The 23,187-nt window shown below is 68.1% G+C and carries 9 protein-coding genes; 3 read left to right on the top strand and 6 right to left on the bottom strand.

The genetic code is table 11. The features are described 5' to 3' along the window. Positions 1–7 precede the first annotated feature (7 nt). Both D7Y04_RS22315 and D7Y04_RS22310 read left to right on the top strand, forming a co-directional pair. Positions 8–1,501, top strand: a complete 1,494-nt coding sequence (locus D7Y04_RS22315) for a SpoVR family protein (protein ID WP_120575834.1) — start codon at positions 8–10, stop codon at positions 1,499–1,501. 85 nt (positions 1,502–1,586) lie between these two features. Further along, positions 1,587–2,777 (top strand): peptidoglycan DD-metalloendopeptidase family protein, encoded by a 1,191-nt coding sequence (locus D7Y04_RS22310; RefSeq protein ID WP_120575835.1) that lies wholly within the window; start codon positions 1,587–1,589, stop codon positions 2,775–2,777. An 81-nt stretch (positions 2,778–2,858) separates the two neighbouring features. Here D7Y04_RS22310 and D7Y04_RS22305 read toward each other — a convergent pair whose 3' ends face one another. Then, complete coding sequence (locus D7Y04_RS22305; RefSeq protein WP_121760642.1) at positions 2,859–3,446, bottom strand: DUF2378 family protein; 588 nt, start codon at positions 3,444–3,446, stop codon at positions 2,859–2,861. Between the two features lie 277 nt (positions 3,447–3,723). Between D7Y04_RS22305 and D7Y04_RS22300 the strand changes: the two genes are divergently transcribed. Next, the gene (locus D7Y04_RS22300; RefSeq protein ID WP_120575837.1) at positions 3,724–6,231 is read left to right on the top strand and encodes a glycogen/starch/alpha-glucan phosphorylase; all 2,508 of its coding nucleotides are present in this window, start codon (positions 3,724–3,726) and stop codon (positions 6,229–6,231) included. A gap of 56 nt (positions 6,232–6,287) precedes the next feature. Here D7Y04_RS22300 and D7Y04_RS22295 read toward each other — a convergent pair whose 3' ends face one another. The 5 genes from D7Y04_RS22295 to dnaE form a co-directional block, all read right to left on the bottom strand. Next, positions 6,288–8,240, bottom strand: coding sequence for a M3 family metallopeptidase (locus tag D7Y04_RS22295; RefSeq protein WP_121760641.1), 1,953 nt, complete (start codon positions 8,238–8,240; stop codon positions 6,288–6,290). 236 nt (positions 8,241–8,476) lie between these two features. Next, positions 8,477–13,426, bottom strand: coding sequence for a lamin tail domain-containing protein (locus D7Y04_RS22290; RefSeq protein WP_147477175.1), 4,950 nt, complete (start codon positions 13,424–13,426; stop codon positions 8,477–8,479). A 146-nt stretch (positions 13,427–13,572) separates the two neighbouring features. Then, complete coding sequence (locus tag D7Y04_RS22285) at positions 13,573–18,531, bottom strand: lamin tail domain-containing protein (protein WP_121760639.1); 4,959 nt, start codon at positions 18,529–18,531, stop codon at positions 13,573–13,575. Between the two features lie 125 nt (positions 18,532–18,656). Continuing rightward, positions 18,657–19,460: an SDR family oxidoreductase gene (locus D7Y04_RS22280; protein WP_120596432.1), complete on the bottom strand. Its 804-nt coding sequence runs from the start codon at positions 19,458–19,460 to the stop codon at positions 18,657–18,659. Between the two features lie 20 nt (positions 19,461–19,480). After that, entirely contained in the window at positions 19,481–23,026 is a 3,546-nt protein-coding gene (gene dnaE, locus D7Y04_RS22275) for a DNA polymerase III subunit alpha (RefSeq protein WP_121760638.1), read from the bottom strand. Positions 23,027–23,187 lie beyond the last annotated feature (161 nt).

The raw sequence follows: 23,187 nt of genomic DNA, 5'->3' as shown, positions 1-23,187 counted from the left end.
CCGCCCCATGCCCAAGAGCCTCACACCGCGACTCGCAGCGCTGCGGGATGAAATCCACGGCTACGCCAAGGAGTTCGGCCTGGATTTCTTCGACACCGTCTTCGAGATGGTGAGCTACGACGAGATGAACATGGTGGCCGCCTACGGCGGCTTCCCCACCCGCTATCCCCACTGGCGCTGGGGCATGGAGTACGAGCAGCTGGCGAAGGGGTACGAGTACGGGCTCTCCAAAATCTACGAGCTCGTCATCAACAATGACCCCTGTTACGCCTACTTGATGGAGAGCAACCCGGAGGTGGACCAGAAGCTGGTGATGGCCCACGTCTACGGTCACTGCGACTTCTTCAAGAACAACTTCTCCTTCCGGCACACCAACCGCCGGATGATTGACGACATGGCCAACCACGCCACCCGCGTCCGGCGGTGGGTGGACAAGATTGGCGTGGAGAAGGTGGAGGACTTCATCGACCGGACGCTGTCGCTGGAGAACCTCATCGACCAGCACGCGCCCCACATCCGGCGCAACCCGGACCCGCAGCGCGCGGAGGAAGAAGCCAAGTCCAACGAGCGCGTGGAGGGCTTCAAGGTGAACCGCGAGTACATGCGCGGCTTCATCAACCCCTCCGAGTTCATGGACTCACAGCGCAAGCGCGCCGAGGACGAGAAGCAGCAGCGCAAGCGCTTCCCGGAGCGCCCGCAGCGCGACGTGCTGTACTTCCTGCTGGAGCACGCGCCGCTGGAGCCGTGGGAGGTGGACATCCTCTCCATCCTGCGCGACGAGGCGTACTACTTCGCGCCGCAGGGCCAGACGAAGATCATGAACGAGGGGTGGGCCAGCTACTGGCACTCCACCATCATGACCCGCCGGGCGCTGCGGGACGATGAGATCATCGACTACGCGGACCACCACTCCGGCACCATGGGCGTGCGCCCCGGCGCCATCAACCCGTACAAGCTGGGCATCGAGCTGTGGCGGGACATCGAGGACCGGTGGAACAAGGGCAAGTTCGGCAAGGAGTGGGACGAGTGCGATGACCTTCGCGCGCGCCAGGCCTGGGACAAGAAGCTGGGCGCGGGGCGCGAAAAGATTTTCGAGGTGCGCAAGCACTACAACGACATCACCTTCATCGACACGTTCCTCACCGCCGAGTTCGCCCAGCAGCAGAAGCTCTTCGTCTACGGCTTCAACGACAAGCGCAACTCGTGGGAAATCCTCGACCGCGAATTCCGCAAGGTGAAGAACAAGCTGCTCACGTCACTCACCAACTTCGGCCAGCCCATCATCGAGGTCGTGGACGGCAACTACGAGAACCGCTCGGAGCTGCTGCTCGCGCACAAGCATGACGGGCAGGACCTGAAGGGCGACTACGCACGGGAGACGCTGCGCAACCTCCAGTCCCTGTGGCGGCGGCCCGTGAACATCATCACGCGCTACGACGGTAAGGGGGCCCTGTTGCGCTACGACGGGCAGCACCACTCGGAAAAGAAAGTGGAGCTGTAACCGCCAAGCAGGCAGGCGGGCGGGGCAGTGCGGTCAGGATTTGGGCGGAGGACCAACAGTCCTCTACACTCCTGTATCGCCCCCCATGAAGACCGCTTCCCTCCTCTGCCTTGCCGCCCTCGGGGTGGCTTCGACGTCCGAAGCCGCCACCCAGTTCGAAATCAAGAACCGCCGCATCGAGCCGCGCCAGACGCTGGCGGGTGCGCTGCACGACGCGCAGCTGCCCGACGAGCAGGTGACAGCGGTCATCTCCGCGCTGGAGGGCGTGTTCGACTTCCGCAAGTCGCGCGTGGGCGACCAGTTCCGGCTGGTGATGAAGAACGGCGAGCTGGACTTCTTCGACTACCGCCAGAGCACCGTGGACGAGTGGCAGGTGCGCCGCGACGGGGAGAAGTACATCGGCAGCAAGCGCTCCATCGAGGTGGAGAAGCAGGTGTCGCTGGTGTCGCTGGAGATCAACTCGTCCCTGTACGAGGCGACGCTGGCCGCGGGCGAGGATCCGTCCATCGGCCTGGTGCTGTCGGACGTGTTCGCGTGGGACATCGACTTCTACCGGGACGTGCGCAAGGGCGACAAGGCCAAGGCCCTGGTGGAGAAGTTCGTCTCCAAGGGCCGCGTGCTGCGCTACGGCGAGGTGCTGGCGGCCACGTATGAAGGCGGCCTGGTGGGCAACAAGCGCGTGTTCCGCTACGTGCTGCCCAACGGCGAGGCCAACTTCTTCCAGGAGGACGGCGCCAGCGCGAAGAAGACCTTCCTCAAGAGCCCGCTGAAGTACGCGCACGTCACCAGCAGCTTCGGGTCGCGCTTCCACCCGGTGCTCCAGTACCTGAAGAACCACAACGGCGTGGACTACGGCACGCCCATTGGCACCCCGGTGTGGGCCGTGGCGGACGGCACCGTCGTGTCCGCGGGCAACGCGGGCGCCGCCGGCAACATGGTGCTGCTGCGCCACGCCAACGGCATGGAGACGCAGTACATGCACCTGTCGCGCTTCGGCGACGGTGTGCGCGCCGGCCAGCGCGTGCGGCAGAAGCAGGTGATTGCCTACTCCGGCAACACCGGCCGCTCCACCGGCCCGCACCTGCACTTCGGCCTGAAGCGCAACGGCACCTACGCCAACCCGCTCACCCAGAAGTTCCCTCGCGCGGATCCGCTGCCCAAGGAGCTGACGGCGGACTTCCTCGCCAAGGCGCACGACATGGCCCAGCAGATTGACGCCGTGTCCGTGGCCGCCGTCGCCGGCAAGGCGGGCCCTCCGCCCACCGCCACGAAGTAGACGCAAAGCGCCTCGCGTTGAAAGCCCACGGGCCCCCTCCCCTTCACGGTGGAGCGGGGCCCGTCGCTTGTCGCCGAGCCGTCAGGTCCACTCGATGATGAACTCGGAGTCGCCCAGGCACCGCTCGGAGCCGCGCACACTGCCTTCACGGTGCACCGCGGTGAGGGGGCCCATGAGGATGCCTTCGTGGACCTCCACGGGCAGCAGGTCGCCCTTGAAGAGCAGCCGCACGCGCTTGTCGCCCAGGGCCTGGTACTCGCGCTGCCCGTAGCTCACCGCGGTGGAGTAGGACGCGGGCGCGTTGCTGTACAGGCGCTTGGGGTCTCCGCCGCCGGAGGTGAGGCGCAGGAGCGTCTGCCCCACCGTGGACTCGAAGAACGTCCCGACGATGGCCTGCCCGCACGCCCGCAGGGCCGCGTCGCGCGTGCCGAACTCCGGCTGGAGCGCCTCCGACGCGAAGGCGAGCAGCCGCAGGAAATCCACCGCCGGATAGGAGAAGAAGTCCACGGGGCTGCGCTGCATGAGCGGCGCGCGCAGGCGCTCCGAGGTGTCACGCCCCAGCCGCTGGTGCACGAGCCTCAGCACCGCCGCGAAGCTCAGCCCCCGCACCGTGTCCCCTGGCCGGGTGAGGGCGATGCGCTGCTCCAGGTCATCCAGGGGGAAGGACATTCGCGATCCGTTGTACTCCAGTTCCGCGCGCTTCCAGTCCTTCCACGAATTGGATGTGCTTGCCTTCACACGCCCTGGGGCCGCGCCGCGTCACGGCGGGTCCCCGAGCACCTTCCCTCCCTGGCGGGGGAAGCGGCCGACCCCTGAGGGGGACGTGGGTTTCCCCTGCCCTGGGCTGGCGTGACACGGTACCCTTCCGTCATGGGCGTCCCGCGTCAAAAGCGCGGGCGCTTGCGCAGTCCATCAACCCCCTCGCGACCTTCGAGACGACCGACTTATGGCTCCTCCCGCCTCCGCGCGCCCCGCATCGCCCACGCCCTCCGCCTCGGGAGCTCCCGAAGACAGCGGCCGCACCGGGCTCGACGCGGCCAGCGTCCGTCGCGGCTTCTTCGAACACGTGCGCTATTCGCGCGGCAAGAACCCGGAGACGGCCACCCCGCACGACCGCTTCATGGCGCTGTCGCTGGCCGTGCGCGACCGCCTCACGGACCGCTGGGTGAAGACGGCGCGCACCTACTACGAGCAGGACGTCAAGCGCGCCTATTACCTGTCCGCGGAGTACCTGCTGGGTCGCGCGCTGGGCAACAACCTGCTCAACCTCAACATGTACGAGGCCGCGGCCGCCGCCATGCAGGAAGTCGGCGTGGACCTGAGCCAGCTCTTGGAGATGGAGCCGGACGCGGGCCTGGGCAACGGCGGTCTGGGCCGGCTGGCGGCGTGCTTCCTGGATTCGCTGGCCACCCTGGGCTACCCGGGCATGGGCTACGGCATCCGCTACGAGTTCGGCATCTTCTCCCAGGACCTGGTGGAGGGACACCAGGTGGAGCGCGCGGACGAGTGGCTGAAGTTCGGCAACCCGTGGGAAATCGTGCGGCCGGAGAAGGCGGTGCCGGTGCGCTTCTTCGGGCGCGTGGAGCATCACCAGGGTCCGGATGGCCGGCCGGTGGCGCGCTGGGTGGGCGGCAAGACGGTGATTGGCGTGCCGTACGACACACCCATCGCGGGCTACGGCAACAACACCGTCAACACGCTGCGGCTGTGGCAGGCGCGCGCGAGCGCGGAGTTCGACCTGCTGCTGTTCAACGCCGGTGACTACGAGCGCTCCGTGGTGGAGAAGAACGACTCGGAGGTCATCTCCAAGGTCCTCTATCCCAACGACGCGTTCCAGGCCGGCAAGGAGCTGCGCCTCAAGCAGCAGTACTTCTTCGTGGCGTGCTCCATCGCGGACATCGTCCGGCGCTACCTGAAGAACCACAACGACTTCCGTGACTTCTCCCGGAAGGTGGCCATCCAGCTCAATGACACGCACCCGGCCATTGGCGTGGCGGAGCTGATGCGCGTGCTGGTGGACGAGCGGCGCCTGCTCTGGGACGAGGCGTGGTCCATCACCCAGGAGACGTTCGGCTACACCAACCACACGCTGCTGGCGGAGGCCATGGAGCGCTGGCCGGTGTCGCTGTTCGAGCGGCTGCTGCCGCGTCACCTGGAGATCATCTTCGAGATCAACCAGCGCTTCATGCGTCAGGTGCAGATCCGCTACCCGTTCGACGTGGAGAAGCAGCAGCGGATGAGCCTGGTGGAGGAGGGCTCGGAGAAGAAGATCCGCATGGCCCACCTGGCCGTGGTGGGCAGCCACAGCATCAACGGCGTGGCCGCGCTGCACACGGACCTGTTGCGCCGCGACGTGCTGCCGGACTTCGCGCAGATGTACCCGGAGCGCTTCAACAACAAGACCAACGGTGTGACGCCGCGCCGGTGGCTGGCGTGGTGCAACCCGCGCCTGTCCAAGCTCATCACCAGCCGAATTGGTGAGGGCTGGGCCACGGACCTGGACCAGCTCCTGAAGCTGGAGGCGCACGCGGAGGACCCGGAGTTCCGCAAGGCCTTCCGCGAGGTGAAGCGCGCCAACAAGGACGAGCTGGCCCAGCACGTGAGGGATTTGCGCTGGGTGCAGCTCAATCCGGACGCCATCTTCGACGTGCAGATCAAGCGCCTGCACGAGTACAAGCGGCAGCTGCTGGACGCCGTCCACATCGTGGCGCTGTGGATGAAGGCGCGCCGCGACCCGTCCAGCGTCATCGCGCCGCGCGCGTTCCTCTTCGGCGCGAAGGCCGCGCCGGGCTACCACCTGGCGAAGCTGACCATCCGGCTGATCAATGGCATCGCGGAGGTGGTCAACAGCGACGCGGGCGCCACGGGGCTGCAGGTGGTGTTCCTGCCCAACTACCGGGTGAGCCTGGCGGAGCGCATCATCCCCGCGGCGGACGTGTCCGAGCAGATCTCCACGGCGGGCTGGGAAGCGTCCGGCACGGGCAACATGAAGCTGATGCTCAACGGCGCGCTGACGCTGGGCACGCTGGACGGCGCCAACGTGGAGATTCGCGACGCGGTGGGCGACGAGAACTTCTTCCTCTTCGGGCTCACGGCGGACGAGGTCATCGCGCGCAAGAAGGCCGGCTACAAGCCGCGCGAGGTGTACGAGTCCAACACGGAGCTGCGCGAGGCGTTGGACCTCATCCGCTCCGGCTTCTTCTCCCCGGAGGACCGCAACCTCTTCCAGCCGCTGGTGGACAGCCTGCTCAACGAGGACCGCTACCTGGTGCTGGCGGACTTCGCGGCCTACGCGGCGAAGCAGGAGGACGTGGCGCGCGCCTACAAGGACACCGAGTCCTGGACGAAGAAGTGCATCATCAACGTCGCCCGCGCGGGCATCTTCTCCTCCGACCGCACCATCAAGCAGTACGCGGAGGAGATCTGGCGCGTGCAGCAGACGAAGGTGGAGTGACGTTCCGCTGAGCACCGGCAGCCCCAGCCTCCTGGGGCTGCCGTGTCGTCAGCGTCCTACGCGGCCTTGTTCAGCCACGCCTCGTACGCGCGGAAGTCGTAGTCGCGGCCGAGGAAGTGGTGCACCAGGCGCGCGGCGTCGTCGGAGCCGCCCGGCTCCAGCACCGCGCGGCGGTAGTCCTGCGCGGGCTCCGGGTTGAGCAGGCCCTTCGTCTGGAAGACCGTGAAGAGGTCCTTCGCGATGACCAACGACCACATGTACGTGTAGTAGTTGGACGAGTACCCATCCAGGTGCCCGAAGGTGAGGTGGAAGTACGTGCCCTCCAGGTACGGGAAGGGGATGTACTGGCCCTGCAGCTCGCGCACGAGCGCGGTGGCGTCCAGGTTCTTCGGGTCGCGCCGGTACAGCTCCAGGCTGAGCGCCGCGTAGAACATCTGCTGGCGCACGAAGAGGCCCTTGCCGAACTCGTCCGCGGCGAGCATTCGCTCCACCAGCTCCGCGGGCAGCGCCTCTCCCGTCTGGTAGTGCTTCGCGAAGGTCTGCAAGCACGTCACGTCGCGCGCCCACTCCTCCAGCATCTGCGACGGGGCCTCCACGAAGTCCCACTCCGTGCGCACGCCGGACAGGCCCGCCCACTTCGTGTGGCCGCCGAAGATGTGGTGCAGCAGGTGGCCGAACTCGTGGAAGAAGGTCTCCACGTCGCCGTGCTGCATGAGCGCGGGCTCCGTGCCGGGCTTGGGGAAGTTGCAGATGAGCGCGCCTTCCGGGAGCCGCCGGCCTGACTTGCCGCTCGTCAGCGTGAACTGGGCCGCGTGCTTGTACTTGTCCGCGCGCGGATGCATGTCCAGGAAGAAGCGACCCTTGAGCGTGGTGCCTTCATAGACGTCGTAGGCCTCCACGTCCGGGTGCCACACGGGAACGTCCTTCACCGGGCGGTAGGTGACGCCGAAGAGGCGCGCGGTCAGGTCCAGCACGCCCTGCTTCACGCGCGTGTATTCGAAGTACGGGCGCACCGTCTGCGAGTCGAAGGCGTACTGCTCCGCCTTCACGCGGTCATCCAGGTAGCCGGAGTCCCACGGGTTCACCTGGTCCGCCTTCGGGTCGTCCTTGCGCTTGCGCTCCAGGAGCACTGCGTAGTCGCGCTTCATACGCTCTTCGGACGCGTCGGCGATCTTCCGGATGAAGGTGCCCGCGGCGTCCGCGCTGCGCACCATCTTGTCCTCGGTGGCATAGGCAGCCCAGTGCGGGTAGCCCAGGAGCGTGGCCAGCTCGTGGCGCTTCTGCACCAGACTCTGGAGCACGTTCACGTTGGCGGGGTAGCCGCGCTGGCGGTTGGCGCGCCAGAGCTCCTCGCGGGCCTTGCCGTCGCGCGCGTAGGTGAGGAAGGGCACCAGGTCCGGGTAGTCCGTGGAGATGCGCACCTGGCCGTCCTCGCCGGGGGCGTGCGCGCGCACGTAGTCCTCCGGCAGGCCGTCCAGCGCGGCCGGAGGCAGCGCCACCTTGCGGGTGTCCTGGCTGATGTTGCGGCTGAACTCCTGGCCAATGCGGACCAGCTCCTCCTGGAGCGCCTTCACCCTCGCGCGGGTGGCTTCGTCGCGGTCCACGCCGGCGCGGCGGAAGTCGCGCAGCACCTTCTCCATCCACTTGCGCGTGGCGGCGTCCTCGTTGGCCAGGCTCACGGCCGCGAGGACGTCGTAGACGCCCCGGTCCATGCGGATGTCGTTGGCCAGGTTCTCGATGGCCTGCTCGGCGGCCTCCGCGGCCTCGCGCAGGGCGACCTCCGGGTGCGTGTGGCGCACCACGCTGGCGCGCGCGGCGGCGTCATCCAGCGCGGCGGAGGACTCGTCGAACAACTCCAGGACCTCTCTGGGGGGCGTGGAGGCGGGCAGCGTCTTCAGTCGCGCGATGCCGTCGCGGGCCTTGGACAGGGCCTCCTCGCTCGCGCGGCGGAACTCCTCGGGCGGGCAGGTGACATGGCGGGCGGCGTCGGGGACCAGGGGCTCGGACACGGGATGGGCTCCTCTCAAGCCGTGGGTGTGCGGGAAAGGGCTCAAAGCTAATGCGCCCCGTCGTCCGTGGCAGCATCCGAGTGCTCCGACGTGGGCGGTTGCCGGGCAGTGGACGCCCTTCCCTGCCCCGTTCGTCGGGCGGCGGACGGGCGGGCGGTGCCCAAAGGCGGAAGGCCGCCCCGGCGTGCGTGCCGGAGGCGGCCTTCCTGGGACTTCTCAGGGGTGGGACGGAGGCGTCAGTAGAACTCGAGCGGGCTGAAGGAGCTCTGCGGCTGCCGGACGGCGCGAGTCACGAAGTCGTTGGCGTTGTTATCCGAGTCCTGCCCATTGCCCCTGGCGGCGTCCGCCCCCCCCACCGCCATGGAGGTGGAGGTGGAGGTGGACACGGCCTTGCGCTCCAGGCTTCCGCCCACCGCCGGATGGGACGGGGCCGCGGCGCCCTCGGGCGCGTTCCCGGTGCCCCACCCCAGCTTGTCCACGTCCACATACGTCGAGCCCACGAGTTGCTGGAGGCGGACGTGGCCACCCGCAGTCGTGGAGGCCGACATATCGAAGCTGGTGTAACTGAGGTCCTTGGTGGCAAAGCCAGTGCCGCTGTAGTTCGCCCCGCCCAGGAGGAAGTAGCCGTGGGCACGGATGACCTTTCCGGCGGGAATGGTGACGGTCCCGGTCCAGGCGGGCCCGGTGGCGGACTTGTAGCCGACCAGCCAGTTGGACAGGTCCACGTCCGAGTTCGTCGGGTTGTAGAGCTCGATGAACTCATCCGTGGCGGCCGTGCCACTGCCGTTGCCGCCGCTGACCTCGCTGATGACCACGTGGTTCGTCAGCGGAGCCTTGCCCACCGTCACCGAGCCGTAGGTGCCCGCGGGCGGCACGGTCTTGCCGTTCTGGTCGCAGTACACCCACGGCGCCCCCGCGTCCGTGAACCGGTAGCGGAAGCCGTAGCTGTACGTGCCGGACGTGGGAATCTGGAGCGTCGCCTTCATCTCGTCGTCGTTGGAACTCGACGGGCTGTAGCCAGCGTTGAAGTCCGCCGCCGTCCACGTCCAGCCCGCGGGGTTGGTGGCATCCGTGCCGTAGCCCAACTGCGCCTCGATGCGGGGGTAGGAGTCGTTGCCCTGCGTGTTCCGCGTCGTGACGTCGTAGCTGTAGAACTGGCTGAAGATGTCGTAGCTGCTGTTCGCGGCGATGGTCGCCGGGTAGGTGCCGTCAGGCGACGGGAACGTCTTCGGATACTGGATGACGCAGTAGTTGAGCGGCTTCTCCACGTTCAGGCCGCAGTCGTCGTTGGCCTGGCCCGGCGTGCCCCGGTCCCCGCCAGACAGGCTGCCGGTGGAGTCACACCAGTACCAGGCGCGGCTGCTGCCCTTCGTCCCGATGATGCTGGACGCGAGGCTCATGGCCCTGCCCGTCGTCTGGGGGAACGCGCTCGTGTACGTGAGGCTGTCCACCGTCACCGTGCCCTGCTTGAGCGTGATGGAGCCCGTGCTGTCCATGAACACGTCGAGGCCGTAGCTGGTGTTCGCCGACACGCCACCGTTGTTCGTGAAGTTCGCGGCCTGCGCGAGCACCGTCCGCCCGCCAGGGGGCACCAGCAACGTGGGGTTGTGGTTCACCGTGAAGGACGCTTCCGTCCCCGCGCTGTTCACCAGGGTCACCGTCAGGCCCTGCGCATCCAGCAGATGCGACGTAGTGTTGGTCAGCTCCAGGTACTCGGTGGTGCCCGCGGAAGGCGAGTGCATCACCTCCGAGATGACCAGCTCGCCCGCGCCCGGGTGCGGTGCGCTGGTGCACACGCCCGCGTAGCAGACCGCGTTCGCGCCGGTGCAGGTCTCGAGCGTCGAGTCACCGGCCACGCAGGTCGGCGCGCCGTTCTGCACCACGCACACCGACGAGTAGACCTCCCGCGAGTAACCGTCCTCCGCGCACTCGGGCGCGGGCGGCGTGCACACGTATCCGCTGCACGGGTTGGTGGTGGCGGTGCTCGCGGTGGCCAGCGCGCTGCCGTTGTCCGCGCCGTCGAACGTCTTCAGCGCGAAGTGGTACGTCGTGGCCTCCGTCAGGCCGCTGACGGTGAAGGACTCCGCCGTACCCGCCGTCTTCGGTGCGCCCACGCCCGTAACGAGCGTGGCCGAGTCGAAGTTGGCGTCGGTGATGGCGGACGTGGCGTAGCGCAGCTCGTAGCGAGCGGCCGTGCCCAGGACGCCGTCATCGCCCGGCGACTGCCAGTCCAGCCGGATGCTGTCGCCGGACACCGCCGTCGCGCTGAAGCCCGCCGCGGCGGCCGGTGCCTGCGTGTCGGAGATGATCAGGTCCGAGGACGTGATGTCCTGGAAGTCGTCCGCGCTCGCCTTGAGCTGGTACGTGCCCTCGTCATCAATGCTGAGCTCGCCGAAGGCGGCCAGACCGTCCACGAGGGGGCGAGTGGGAATGCCCTGGGCGAAGGCGCCGCCCACCAGCTCCAGTTGCACGTCGCCCTGCGCGTCGTTGACAAGGTTTCCGTAGGTGTCCACCGCCATCACCTGGATGACCGCCAGCTCCTGGCGCACCGAGCCCGTCGTGGGTGCGGAGGAGAAGACCAGCCGGCTCGCCGCTCCGGAAACGATGGAGTAGGTGTGCGTCGCCGTGAGCGACGGGTTCGCCACGTCCTCCGCGGTGACGGACTGGTCCCCGACGGTGCGCAGCTCCACGTTGAGGGTGTGCCGGCCCTCGTCCAGCAGGGTGAACGTATAGGCGCCGGGCAGCACCGCCTGCGCATCCGTGGAGGAGAACGTCACCGTGGACGCGTAGTCCTTCGCCACGTTGCCGTACGTGTCACGCGCCACCAGCTCGTAGCTCAGCGACTGGCCCGCGCCGAAGGGGCCCGCGCTCGCGACGACCTCCAGGGACGCGGCCGCGCCGGACTGCACGTCCACGTTCACTGTCGCGGTGAGGTCCTGGGTGACGGTGTCCGTGGCGATGAAGGTCTGTGCGCCCGCCGTCTTGAACACGAGGCCGGAGACGGTCTTCTCGCCCTGGTCCGCCGGGGCGAAGTCCGCGTCCGGAGGCAGCTCCGCCTGCGCGTCCGAGGACGTGAAGTGCACCGTGCCGACGTAGTCCGGGATGCGGTTGCCAAAGGCATCCGTCACGGACACGGTCACGTCGTTCGCGTCGCCCGCGTCAATCGGGTCCGGTAAGGCCGAGAGCACGAGCCTGGCCGCCGCACCGGCGCCCACCGTGAAGGACTGGCTCCCCTGCGTCAGCGCGCCCGCCGTGGCCGTGAACGTGAACGTGCCCGCCATGTCCACGCGCAGGCCGGAGAAGGTCGCCACGCCGTCCACCGCCGCCACCGTCACGGCCTGGAAGCCGGACTGGCCGGTGAGGCTCAGCGTCACCGCAGTGGTGGCGTCGGGGACGACATCACCGCGCGAGTCCAGCAGCGACACGGCCACGTTCGCGAGCGCCGAGCCCGCGTTGCCATTCGAAGGCTGCGTCGTGAACGCCAGCTGCGTCACCGCCGCGTTCACCGTGGACACCGCGAGGCTGTCCGAGCGCGCGGAGTTGCCGTGCGCGTCCGTCACCTTCAGCGCCACGTGGTACGTCTGGCCCGGCGTCAGGCCGGAGAGCGTGGCGGACTGAACCGTGCCCGCGGGCACAGGGGCGGCGACCGTCACCGGCGTCGCCGCGTTGAAGGCCGCGTCCGTGGTGATGGCGGACGTGGAGTAGCGCAGCTCCTGCGACGTCGCCTGGCCCTGCGCGCCGTCATCTCCCACGCCCGTCCACTGCACGGTGAGGCCCGTCTCCGTGGCCCCCGTCTGCGTCAGCACCGGCTTCGCGGGCGCCACGTCGTCCACCACCTGCACGTCCGCGCTGCTCACGTCCTGCAACCCCTGCGCGGAAGCCACCAGGTGCGTGGTGCCATGCCCCGCGATGCTCACTCCCGTGAACGTCGCGACGCCGTCCACCGGCGACGCGCTCACGGTGCCCGCGAGCGTGAAGGCCCCCGCCGGCAGCGACAGCTTCACCGCCAGCCCGGTCACCGACACCGGGTTGCCGAAGGCGTCCTGCACCGCCACCTTCACGGTCCCCAAGGACGCGCGCGTCGACACGGTCGTGGCCGGCTGCTGCGTGAACACCAGCTTCGAGGCCGCCGCGGTGGACACGACCACCCGGGACTCGAAGGAGAAGGCACCCGCGCTGTCAGCAATCGTCAGGAACTGCGGCCCGGCCGTGCGGAAGGTGATGCCCTCGAACTTGAACTTGCCCGCGTCCGTGGCGGTGAACGTGTGGGAGGGCAGCGTCGCGGCCGCGTCCGTGGACGTCAGCGTCACCGTGCCCGTGTAGTTCGTCACCGTGTTGGCGTACGCGTCCGCGAGCGTGACCTCCAGGGCCTCCGCCACGCCCACCGTGGCGGTATCCAGGAAGCGGTCCCGCCCCAGCGCCGACACCGCACCGGGAGCCACCGAGAAGACGGTGCTGGCCACGGGCGCGAAGTCCGGCGCGTTCGCGATGAAGTGGTAGCCCCCGCCCGCCTTCTTCAGCACCACGTCCGGGAAGGTCGCGACGCCGTTCACCGCGGTCACCTTCACCTGGCCTTCCGGGAACACGATGCCGCCGGAGCCCAGCGACAGCGTCACCTCCGCCGCGCTGTCCGTCACCACCGCGCCGGCGCCATCCCGCACCTCCACCACCAGGAGCTTGAGCGGATCGCCCGCCACGCCATCCGGCAGCGCCGAGCGGAAGGCCAGCGTCTTCACCGTGCTGACGTCCGCGAAGGTCACCGTGGCCGTCGCGGTGAGCGGCACCATCTTGCCGGTGTCGTCCTTCACGGACGCCTTCACCGTCTTCACGCCCGGCACCGTGGACATCACCCGCGTCTGGGCCTCCCCCTGGATGTTGGTGATGACCGCGGACTCCAGGACGGAGGCACCCTCCCCCTCCACCGTCACCGACACCGCGCGCGCGGACAGCCGCGAGCCGTCCGCCTTGCGCAGCGCCGTCACCGTGACGACCGCGGCGTCGACGCCGTTCGCCAGCACCCCCGTGGGCCGGTCCACCACCACCGTGGAGGCCGCCGCGTCCACCACGCTCTCCACCTCCGGAGGAGGCTGCGGCGGGGTTCCAGAATCCTTGCAGCCCAGCGACAGGGTCAGACACAGCACGCTCAGCCCCAGACAGCGGGCGAGCACAGCGATCCGTGGGGACATGAATGTCTCCGTCCAGCGAGCAGACCCCGCGCGGCTTCGTGCGCTTCACGTGGGGCTGCAGTGCTTTCTAGCAGACATCCTCCGGTCACCGCGAAGTGGCACCGGAACTTTGCACATCAACTGAAATCGCTCCCACGTGGGAGCGGTCAGTAGAACTCGAGCGGGCTCGCGGAGTTCTGCGGCTCCCGGTTCGGGATGTTCCAGAAGTTCGCCGCGTTGTTGTCCGTGTCGTAACCGTTCCCCCGCCAGTAATCCCTGCCAATCAGGGACACCTGCTCAGCGAGGATGGAGGTGGATACGGCCTTGCGGATCAAGCTTCCGTATGTGGAGTACGTGGCGGCGGAACCCTCGGGATGGCTGGCGGCGCCGTACCCGAGCCTGTCCACTTCGGTGAAGGTCGACCCGGATGGGCGCTGGAGGCGGATATGACCACCGGGCCAGGAGTCCGTTGCGTCGAAAGCAGAGTACGCGACGTCCGCGGCGACCGTTCCCGTGTAGGTCGCGCCGCCCAGCAGGAAGAAGCCGTGAGCGCGAATCAGGCTTCCGGCCGGGAGGATGACTGTCGTGTAGCTGCTCCCGTCGCCGGGCATGTAGCCCACCTCCCAGCCCGACAGGTCCACGTCCGCGTGCGTCGGGTTGTAGAGCTCGATGAACTCATCCTCGCTGACGTAGGGCTTTCCCCCACTGAACTCGCTGATGACGACATGGTCCGTCAGCGGCGGCTTCACGTCCGCAACCACCGTCACCGAGCCGTACGTGCCCGCGGGCGGAACGGTGATGCCGTTCCGATCGCAATACACCCACGGCGCGCCCGCGTCCTTGAACCGGTAACGGAAGCCATAGCGGTACGTGCCGGCCGTGGGAATGTTCATCCAGGCCCTCATCTGGTCGTTCACGCTTCCCCCGGACACGCCGTAGTTCACGTTGAAGTCGGCCGGGATCCACGTCCAGCCCGCCGGCTGGGCCGCGTCCGTGCCGTACCCCAGCTGCGCCTCGATGCGCGGATGGAAGTCATTGCCGGTCGGGTTCCGGGTGGTGACGTCGAAGTCGGAGAACGTGCTGGTGATGGCGTAGGTCGCGGTGGTGGTGATGGTGGCCGGGTAGATGTCCTCCGGGAACGTCTTCGGGCGCTGGATGTTGCAGAAGTCCACCGGTGGCTGGACGTTGATGCCGCAGTCGTCGTTGGGCTGGCCCGGCGTGCCCCGGTCCCCGCCCGACAGGCTGCCGGAGGAGTCACACCAGTACCAGGACCGTGACCGCGCGCTGGCCGGCGTGCCGATGATGCTGGACGCGAGGCTCATCGCGCGGCCGGGCGTTTTCGGGAAGTTGTTCCGGTACTCAAGTTCGTCCACCGACGGAGCCCCCGGTGGGCCAAACAGCCCCCGGATGTCGATGGAGCCCGTGCTGTCCATGCGCATGTGCGTGCCATACGCGTAGCTCGCGGGCACCCCACCGTTGGTCGCCGGGTTCGCGTCCTGCGCGAGCACCACCCGGCCGCCCGGTTCAACCAACAGCGGCTTGTCATACAGCACCGTGAAACCCACGTACGACCCCTGACTGCTCGTGAAGTGCACCTGCATGCCATTCAGGTTCATCAGCTTCGAGCTGGTGTTGGTCAGCTCCAGGTATTCCGTCGTCCCGGCGGACGGCGAGTGCATCACTTCGGAGATGACCAGCTCACCCACATTCAGAAACGACGCCGCCAGGGTGCACGCGCCCGCGTGGCAGACCGCGTCCACGCCGGGGCACACCTGGCGCTCCACCGCGCCGGCCTCGCAGGTCGGCATGCCGTTGCGAACCACGCACGCAGACGTGGGCACCTCCCGTGTCTTCGCATCCTCCGCGCACCTCGGAGCCGCCGGCGTGCACACGTAACCGTCGCAAGGGCTGGGGGTGGTGGCGCTCGCGGTGGCGAGCGCGCTGGCGTTCCCCGCCCCGTCGAACGTCCTCAGCGCGAAGAAGTAGGTCGTCGACACATCCAGGGCGGAGACGGTGAAGGCCTCCGCCGTGCCCGGAGCCTGCGGCGCGGGCATGCCCATCACGAGCGTGGCCGCGTCAAACGTCGCCTCGGTGATGGCCTCCGTGGCGTAGCGCAGCTCGTAGCGACCGGCGGTGCCCAGCACGCCGTCATCGCCGGGAGCCTGCCAGTCCAACCGGATGCTGGTGCCGGACGCAGCCGTCGCGCTGAAGCCCTGCGCGATGGCCGGAGCCACCGCGTCGGTGATGAGCAACTCCCCGGACCTAGCGACCCCCAATGTGTCCGCGCTGGTTTCAAACCGATACGTGCCCTCGTCATTCACGACGAGGCCGGCGAAGGTCGCCACACCCTCCACGGTCGTGCGCGTGGGGTTGGCCAGGGAGAAGCTTCCACCCGCGAGCGCCAGCGTCACGTCCGTCGGGGTGTCGCTGACGGTGTTGCCATATGCATCTCGCAGCGCGACCTTCACGTCCGCCAATTCCTGCCGCACCGCTCCCGTCGTGGGCGCGGAGACGAACACCAGTGTGTCGATGGCCGCCGGAACGATGGAATACGTGTGCGAGGCTGTGAGCGACGGGTCCGCCACGTCCTCCGCGGTGACGGACTGGTCCCCGGCGGTGCGCAGCTCCACGCTGAAGGTGTGCCGGCCCTCGTCCAGCAGGGTGAACGTATACGCGCCGGGCAGCACCGCCTGCGCATCCGAGGAGGAGAACGTCACCGTGGACGCGTATTCCTTCGCCACGTTGCCGTAGGTGTCACGCGCCACCAGCTCGTAGCTCAGCGACTGGCCCGCGCCGAAGGGGCCCGCGCTCGCGACGACTTCGAGAGACGCGGCCGTGCTGGCGCGCACCTCCGCGTCCACCGTCCCGGTGAGCGCCGGGGTCGCGGTATCCGTGACGGTGAGCGACTGCGTGCCTGCCGTCTTGAATACGAGGCCGGAGACCGTCTTCTCGCCCTGGTCCGCCGGCGTGAAGGTCGCATCCGGAGGCAGCACCGCCTGCGTGTCCGAGGACGTGAAGTGCACCGTGCCGGCGTAGTCCTTGAGGATGTTCCCGTAGGCATCCGTCGCGGACACGCTCACATCGACTGAGTCGCCTGCATCGAGGGGGTCCGTGAAGGCCGCCAGCACGAGCTTCGCCGCGGCACCTGCGTCCACCGTGAAGGGCTGGCTCACCTTCGTCAGCGCTCCCGCCGTGGCGGTGAACGTGAACGTGCCCGCCGTGTCCACGCGCAGGCCAGGGAACGTGGCCACGCCATTCACCGCCGCCACCGTCACCGCCGTGAAGCCGGGCTGACCGGTGAGGCTCAGCGTCACCGCCGTAGTGGCCATGGGGACAACGTCCCCCCGCGCGTCCAGCAGCGACACCTTCACGTCCGCGAGCACCGAACCCGCGGTGCCGTTTGACGGCTGCGGCGTGAACGCCAGCTGCGTCACCTGCGGATCCGCCGTGGACACCGCGAGGCTGTCCGACCGCGCGGAGTTGCCGTGCGCGTCCGTCACCTTCAGCGCCACGTGGTACGTCTGGCCCGCCCCGAGCCCGGAGAGGGTCGCGGACTGCACCGCGCCCGCGGGCACGGGGGCGGCGACCGTCACCGGCGTCGCCGCGTTGAAGGCCGCGTCCGTGGTGATGGCGGACGTGGAGTAGCGCAGCTCCTGCGACGTCAGCTGTCCCTGCACACCGTCATCACCCACGCCCGTCCATTGCACGGTGAGGCCCGTCTCCGTGGCCCCCGTCTGCGTCAGCACCGGCTTCGCGGGCGCCACGTCGTCCACCACCTGCACGTCCGCGCTGCTCACGTCCTGCATCTGGAGAGGCGCCACGGAGGCAATCAAGTGAGTGGTGCCATGTCCCGCGATGCTCAGGTCCGGGAACGTCGCGACACCACCGTCAGCCCACTGCTGCAACCCTCCCGACAGCGTGAAGGCACCCGCCGGCACCGAGACATGCACCAGGATGCCAGTCACCGGCGACGTATTGCCGAAGGCGTCCTTCAATTCGACCTTCACGGTGCCCAGGGCTCCGCGCGTCGACACGCGCGACGAAGGCTGCTGCGTGAAGACCATGTGCGTGGGCAACGCGCCGGACACGTCCACGGGGGAGGTGAACGAGAAGGCCCCTGCGCTGTCAGCAATCGTCAGGACCTGGGGCCCGGCCGTGCGGAAGGTGATGCCTTGGAACTTGAACCTGCCCGCGTCCGCGGCGGTGAACGTGTGGGAGGGCAGCGTCGCGGCCGCGTCCGTGGACGTCAGCGTCACCGTGCCCGTGTAGTTCGTCGCCGTGTTGGCGTACGCGTCCGCGAGCGTGACCTCCAGGGCCTCCGCCACGCCCACCGTGGTGGTATCCAGGATGCGGTCCCGCCCCAGCGCCGACACCGCACCGGGAGCCACCGAGAAAAAGGTGCTGGCCACGGGCTCGAAGTCCGGCGCGTTCGCGATGAAGTGGTAGCCCCCGCCCGCCTTCTTCAGCACCACGTCCGGGAAGGTCGCGACGCCATTCACCGCGGCCACCGTCAGCAGGCCCTCCGGAGGCTCGATGCCGCCGGAGCCTGGCGACAGCGTCACCTCCACCGTGCTGCCCGTCACCACCGCGTCGGCGCCGTTGCGCACCTCCACGACCAGTCCCTGGAGCGGCACACCCGCCACGCCGTCCGGCAGCGCCGAGCGGAACGCCAGCGTCTTCACGGTGTTGACGTCCGCGAAGTCCACCGTGGCTGTCGCGGTGAGCGGCACCCGCCTGCCGAGGTCATCCGTCACCGACGCCCTCACCGTCTTCACGCCGGGCACCATGGATGACACCCGCGCCCGGGCCTCGCCGTTGATGTCCGTGATGGCCGCCGATTCCAGGACGGAGGCGCCCTCCCCTTCCACCGTCAGCGACACCGCGAGCCCGGACAACGGGGAGCCGTCCGTCTTGCGCAACGCCGTCACGGTGATGACCGCCGTGTCCCGACCGTTCGCGAGCACGCCCGTGGGCGGGTCCACCACCACCGTGGAGGCCGCCGCGTCCACCACGCCCTCGGGCGGCGGCTGCGGGGAGATTCCGGGCTCCGTGCAGCCCAGCGACAGCCCCAGACACAACACGCTCAAACCCAGACAGCGGGCGAGCACAGCAATCCGTGGGGTCATGGATGTCTCCGTCCGGCAAGCAGCCCCGCGCTGCGGCGTGCGCAGCACGCGGGGTTGCAATGCCTTCTAGCAGACATCCCCCGGCCACCGCGACGCAGGGCCGGGACACTGCTCATCCACTGCAATCAGCCGTTGATGGCCTGAAGCACCGCGGCGCCGCCCAACAGGGACTGGCCACCGTCGCAAACCATGATGGCGCCGGTGATGTACGACGCGGCGTCCGACGACAGGAACAGGGCCAGCCGGGCGATGTCATCCGGCTTTCCGAAGCGCTGGAGCGGCAGGGCTTCCGCGAGCTTCTGCCGGGCTCCTTCCGACGGAGCCAGGCGGCTCATGCCCTCCGTGCCTTCAATCGGGCCCGGGGTGATGGCGTTGACGCGCACGCCCGTGCCGCCCCACTCGATGGCGAGCACGCGGGTGAGCATGTCCACGCCGGCCTTGGCGGCGCACACGTGGGCCTGCATGGCCATGGGCAGATAGGCCTGGGGCGCGGAGATGTTGATGACGGCGGCGCCCGGCTTGCGCAGGTGTTCGAAGGCGGCGCGGGACACGTTGAAGGTGCCCAGCACGTCGATGTCCATCACCGCCTTGAAGCCGTTGGAGGACATGCCCAGCACGGGCGCGGGGAAGTTGCCGGCCGCGCCGCACACCAGCACGTCGATTTCGCCGTACGCGTCCTTCACCTGCTGGAGCGCCTTCTCCACCGAAGCGTAGTCGCGCACGTCCGCGGCCACGCCCATGGCGGTGCCGTGTTCCTGGAGGCCCTTCACCGCGCCCTCCAGCTTCTCCACGTTGCGGCCGTTGATGGCCACCTTCGCGCCCGCCTTCACGAACGCGGTGGCGATGCCGAGGTTGATGCCGCTGCTGCCGCCGGAGACGAACGCCGTCTTGCCCTTGAGCAGCCCATCCTTGAACACGCTGTCCGCCATGGAGTCGCTCCCTTTCGAAATCAGCCGAACTCGACGACCTTCTGCCCGAAGAGGCGGTCCACCGCGAGGAGCAAATCGTCGTTCACCTGCACCTTGAGGGTGGTGCCGGAGATGTGCGCCTCCGCCTCGCCGGGGAACAGCACGCTCACCGCCACCGGGGTCGCGCCCGCGTACTTCTTCGCCAGCTCGTTGAGCTTCGCCAGCCGCTCCTCCGTGACGATCTCCGCGGGCAGCCGCAGCTCCAGGCGCTTGGTGCGCTTCTCTCGCACGGCCTTGAGGCTCTGGATGTCGTCGACGATGAGCTCCGCGGTGGGCGTGTTCTCGTCGCGCTGGGAGATCTGCACGGTGCCGGTGACGAGGATGGGGTCGTCCGACTTGAGCAGGTGCTCCCAGTGCTCGTATCCCGGCTTGGGGCCCTGCTTGGACCACTTGCCGTCCTTGCCCATCACGTTGCGCGTGCCGTCCTTGCCCGGGAAGCACACCAGCTCCGTGGAGCCGGACAGGTCTTCAATGGTGACCCACGCCATGCGCTTGCCCGTCTTCGTGGGGCGCTCGCGCAGCACGGTGATGATGCCCGCCACGGTGAGCTTCTCGTCGCGGCGCGCGCGCTGCACGGCGGTGATGGGCCGCGCGTAGCGCTTGAGCTCCTTCTCGTACTGATACAGCGGGTGGCCGGACACGTAGAAGCCGATGGACTCCTTCTCGAAGGCCAGGCGCTCCTTCTCCGGCCACTCCTCCACCGACGCGTAGTCGTCCTTGAGTCCGGTGCCCGCGGACGCGGGGCCCGTGAGCATGCCGAACAGCGAGCTCTGGCCGGCGGCCTTGTCCTTCTGGCTGGAGGAGCCGCGGTTCATCGCGCGCTCGATGGTTTCGAAGAGCTGCGCGCGGGGGCGCTTCTCGAAGTCGAAGGAGCCCGCCTTCACCAGCGCCTCCAGCACCTTGCGGTTGACGCGCCGGCCGTCCACGCGCTCGCAGAAGTCGAAGAGGCTCTTGAAGGAGCCTTCCTTGCGCGCCTCCAGGATGGACTCGATGGCGCCCTCGCCCACGCCCTTGATGGCGCCCAAGCCGAAGCGGATCTTCCCCTCCACCGCGCCGAAGGCCAGGTCGGACAGGTTCACGTCCGGCGGCAGCACCTGCGTGCCCGACTCGCGGGCCTCGCCGATGTGCTTCACCACCTTGTCGGTGTTGTCCTTCTCGCTGGTGAGAAGGGCGGCCATGAATTCGCACGGGTAGTGGGCCTTGAGCCACGCCGTGTGGATGGTGACCAGGCCGTACGCCGCGGAGTGGCTCTTGTTGAAGCCGTACTCAGCGAACTTCTCCATCAGGTCGAAGATTTCGCCCGCGACCTTCAGGTCCACGTTGTTGATCTTGCAGCCTTCGAGGAAGCCGGCCCGCTCGGCCTGCATGACCTCGGCCTTCTTCTTGCCCATGGCGCGGCGAAGAAGGTCGGCGCGGCCCAGGGTGTAGCCTCCCAGCACCTGGGAGATCTGCATCACCTGTTCCTGGTAGACGATGACGCCGTAGGTGTCCTTGAGCACCGGCTCCAGGTTGGGGTGCGGATACGACACCTTCTCCCGGCCGTGCTTGCGGTTGATGAAGACGTCCACCATGCCGGCGTCCAGCGGACCCGGGCGGTAGAGCGCGCCCGCGGCGATGACGTCTTCGAAGCAGGTCGGCTTGAGCTTCATCACCATTTCGGTGAAGCCGCTGGACTCCATCTGGAAGACGCCGGCGGTGTCGCCCTCCGCCATCAGCTGCCACATCTTCTCGTCGTGCAGCGGGATTTCGTGCCGCTTGATGTCCTTGCCGTGGTTGCGGTTCACCAGGTCCAGCGCGTGCTGGATGACGGTGAGCGTCTTCAGGCCGAGGAAGTCGAACTTCACCAGGCCCGCGGCCTCCACCTCGTCCTTGGCGAACTGGGTGATGAGGATCTTCTCGCCGGGCGGCTGGTAGACGGGCACGAACTCCCAGAGCGGCTTGTCCGCGATGACCACGCCCGCGGCGTGCATGCCGGGCTGGCGGTGCAGGCCCTCCAGCGCGAGCGCGATTTCGAGCACGTCCTTGGTGGTGACGGGGTTGCCCTCCACCTCACCGATGTTCTGGGGCTTTTCGATCATCTCCTTGAGGCGAGGCTCCATCTCGATGGCCTCCTTCAAGGTGATGTTGAGGACTTCGGGCACCAGCTTGGCGATGCGGTCGCCTTCGCTGAAGGGCAGGCCGAAGACGCGGCACACGTCGCGCAGCACGCTCTTGGCCTTGAGCGAGCCGAACGTGATGATCTGCCCCACGTTCATCTCGCCGTACTTGCGGCCCACGTACTTGATGACCTCGTCGCGCCGGTCCTGGCAGAAGTCGATATCGAAGTCCGGCATCGACACGCGCTCCGGATTGAGGAAGCGCTCGAAGAGGAGGTTGTACGGGATGGGGTCCAGGTCGGTGATGCGCAGCGCGTAGGCCACCAGCGAACCGGCGCCGGAACCACGGCCCGGGCCCACCGGGATGTTGTGGTCCTTGGCCCAGTTGATGAAGTCCTGGACGATGAGGAAGTAGCCGGAGAAGCCCATGCGCTGGATGACGCCCAGCTCCAGCGTGAGGCGCGCCTGGTACTGCTCACGGTCGATGGGGTACTGGCCTTCCAGTTCCTTGAAGCGCTGGCGCAGGCCCTCGTAGGACAGCTCCGACATGAAGGTGTCCGGGGTGTGGCCATCCGGCACCTTGAACGTGGGGAGCATGGGCTTGCCCAGCTTCAGCTCCACGTTGCACATCTCCGCGATGCGCATGCTGTTGTGCACGGCCTCCGGCGAGTCGGAGAAGAAGCCGAGCATCTCCTCCGGGCTCGTGACGTAGAGCTTGTCGGTGGAGTGGCGCAGGCGCTTGTTGTCCGCGAGCGTCTTGCCGCTGGCGATGCACATGAGCAGCTCGTGCGCCTTGGCGTCCTCGCGCTTGATGTAATGCGCGTCCGCGGTGGCGACGAGCGGGATGTCCAGGTCACGAGACAGCTGCTTCAGGTTCTCGTTGGCCTTGTCCTGCTCGACCATGCCGTTGGACTGGACTTCCAGGTAGAAGCTGTCGGGCTCGAAGATGCCCTTGTATTCAGCGGCCACGCGGCGGGCGTTGTCCATGTCGCCGCGGAAGCACGCGCTGGTGACTTCACCGCCCAGGCACGCGGTGAGGCCCACGAGGCCCTTGCTGTGCTCCGCGAGCACCTGCTTGTCGATGCGCGGGTGGTAGTAGAACCCGTTCATGTACGCGGTGGAGGACAGGTAGCGCAGGTTCGCGTAGCCCTCCGCGTTCTTGGCCAGGAGGATGAGGTGGTGGGCCACCTTCTCCGAACGGTCCTCGCGCCCCTTGGGGCCGGCGACGTACGCCTCCAGTCCGATGATGGGCTTGATGCCGGCGTCCTTCGCCTTCTTGTAGAAGTCGATGGTGCCGAACATGTTGCCGTGGTCCGTCACGGCCACGCTCGACATGCCCTTCTCCTTCACCGTCTTGATGAGGTCCTTCATCCGGATGGCCCCATCCAGCAGCGAATAGAGGGTGTGGAGGTGAAGGTGGGTAAAGGACATGGGCGTTCCGGCTCCCGGTGAAGAAAGAGGCGCCCGAACACTAGAGCCCGCAACCCCTGCTCGCCAGTCCAGTAACGGCACAGGTGAAAACAGCGGGGCCGCGATGGATCCAGTGCCCGGAAAACCGGTCTGGGAGACACCGGGAGCGGAATTCCAGCCCC

Origin of the sequence: Corallococcus sp. AB038B (assembly GCF_003668955.1) — a bacterium.
Lineage (GTDB): Bacteria > Myxococcota > Myxococcia > Myxococcales > Myxococcaceae > Corallococcus > Corallococcus exiguus.
This window is presented reverse-complemented; position numbering and strand designations above follow the sequence as displayed.

What these genes read in the sequence shown, in the direction of transcription:
- D7Y04_RS22280 (WP_120596432.1), bottom strand. Translation starts at nt 19,460, where the DNA reads ATGGCGGACAGCGTGTTCAAGGATGGGCTGCTCAAGGGCAAGACGGCG.
- D7Y04_RS22300 (WP_120575837.1), top strand. Translation starts at nt 3,724, where the DNA reads ATGGCTCCTCCCGCCTCCGCGCGCCCCGCATCGCCCACGCCCTCCGCC.
- D7Y04_RS22290 (WP_147477175.1), bottom strand. Translation starts at nt 13,426, where the DNA reads ATGTCCCCACGGATCGCTGTGCTCGCCCGCTGTCTGGGGCTGAGCGTG.
- D7Y04_RS22315 (WP_120575834.1), top strand. Translation starts at nt 8, where the DNA reads ATGCCCAAGAGCCTCACACCGCGACTCGCAGCGCTGCGGGATGAAATC.
- D7Y04_RS22285 (WP_121760639.1), bottom strand. Translation starts at nt 18,531, where the DNA reads ATGACCCCACGGATTGCTGTGCTCGCCCGCTGTCTGGGTTTGAGCGTG.
- dnaE (WP_121760638.1), bottom strand. Translation starts at nt 23,026, where the DNA reads ATGTCCTTTACCCACCTTCACCTCCACACCCTCTATTCGCTGCTGGAT.
- D7Y04_RS22305 (WP_121760642.1), bottom strand. Translation starts at nt 3,446, where the DNA reads ATGTCCTTCCCCCTGGATGACCTGGAGCAGCGCATCGCCCTCACCCGG.
- D7Y04_RS22310 (WP_120575835.1), top strand. Translation starts at nt 1,587, where the DNA reads ATGAAGACCGCTTCCCTCCTCTGCCTTGCCGCCCTCGGGGTGGCTTCG.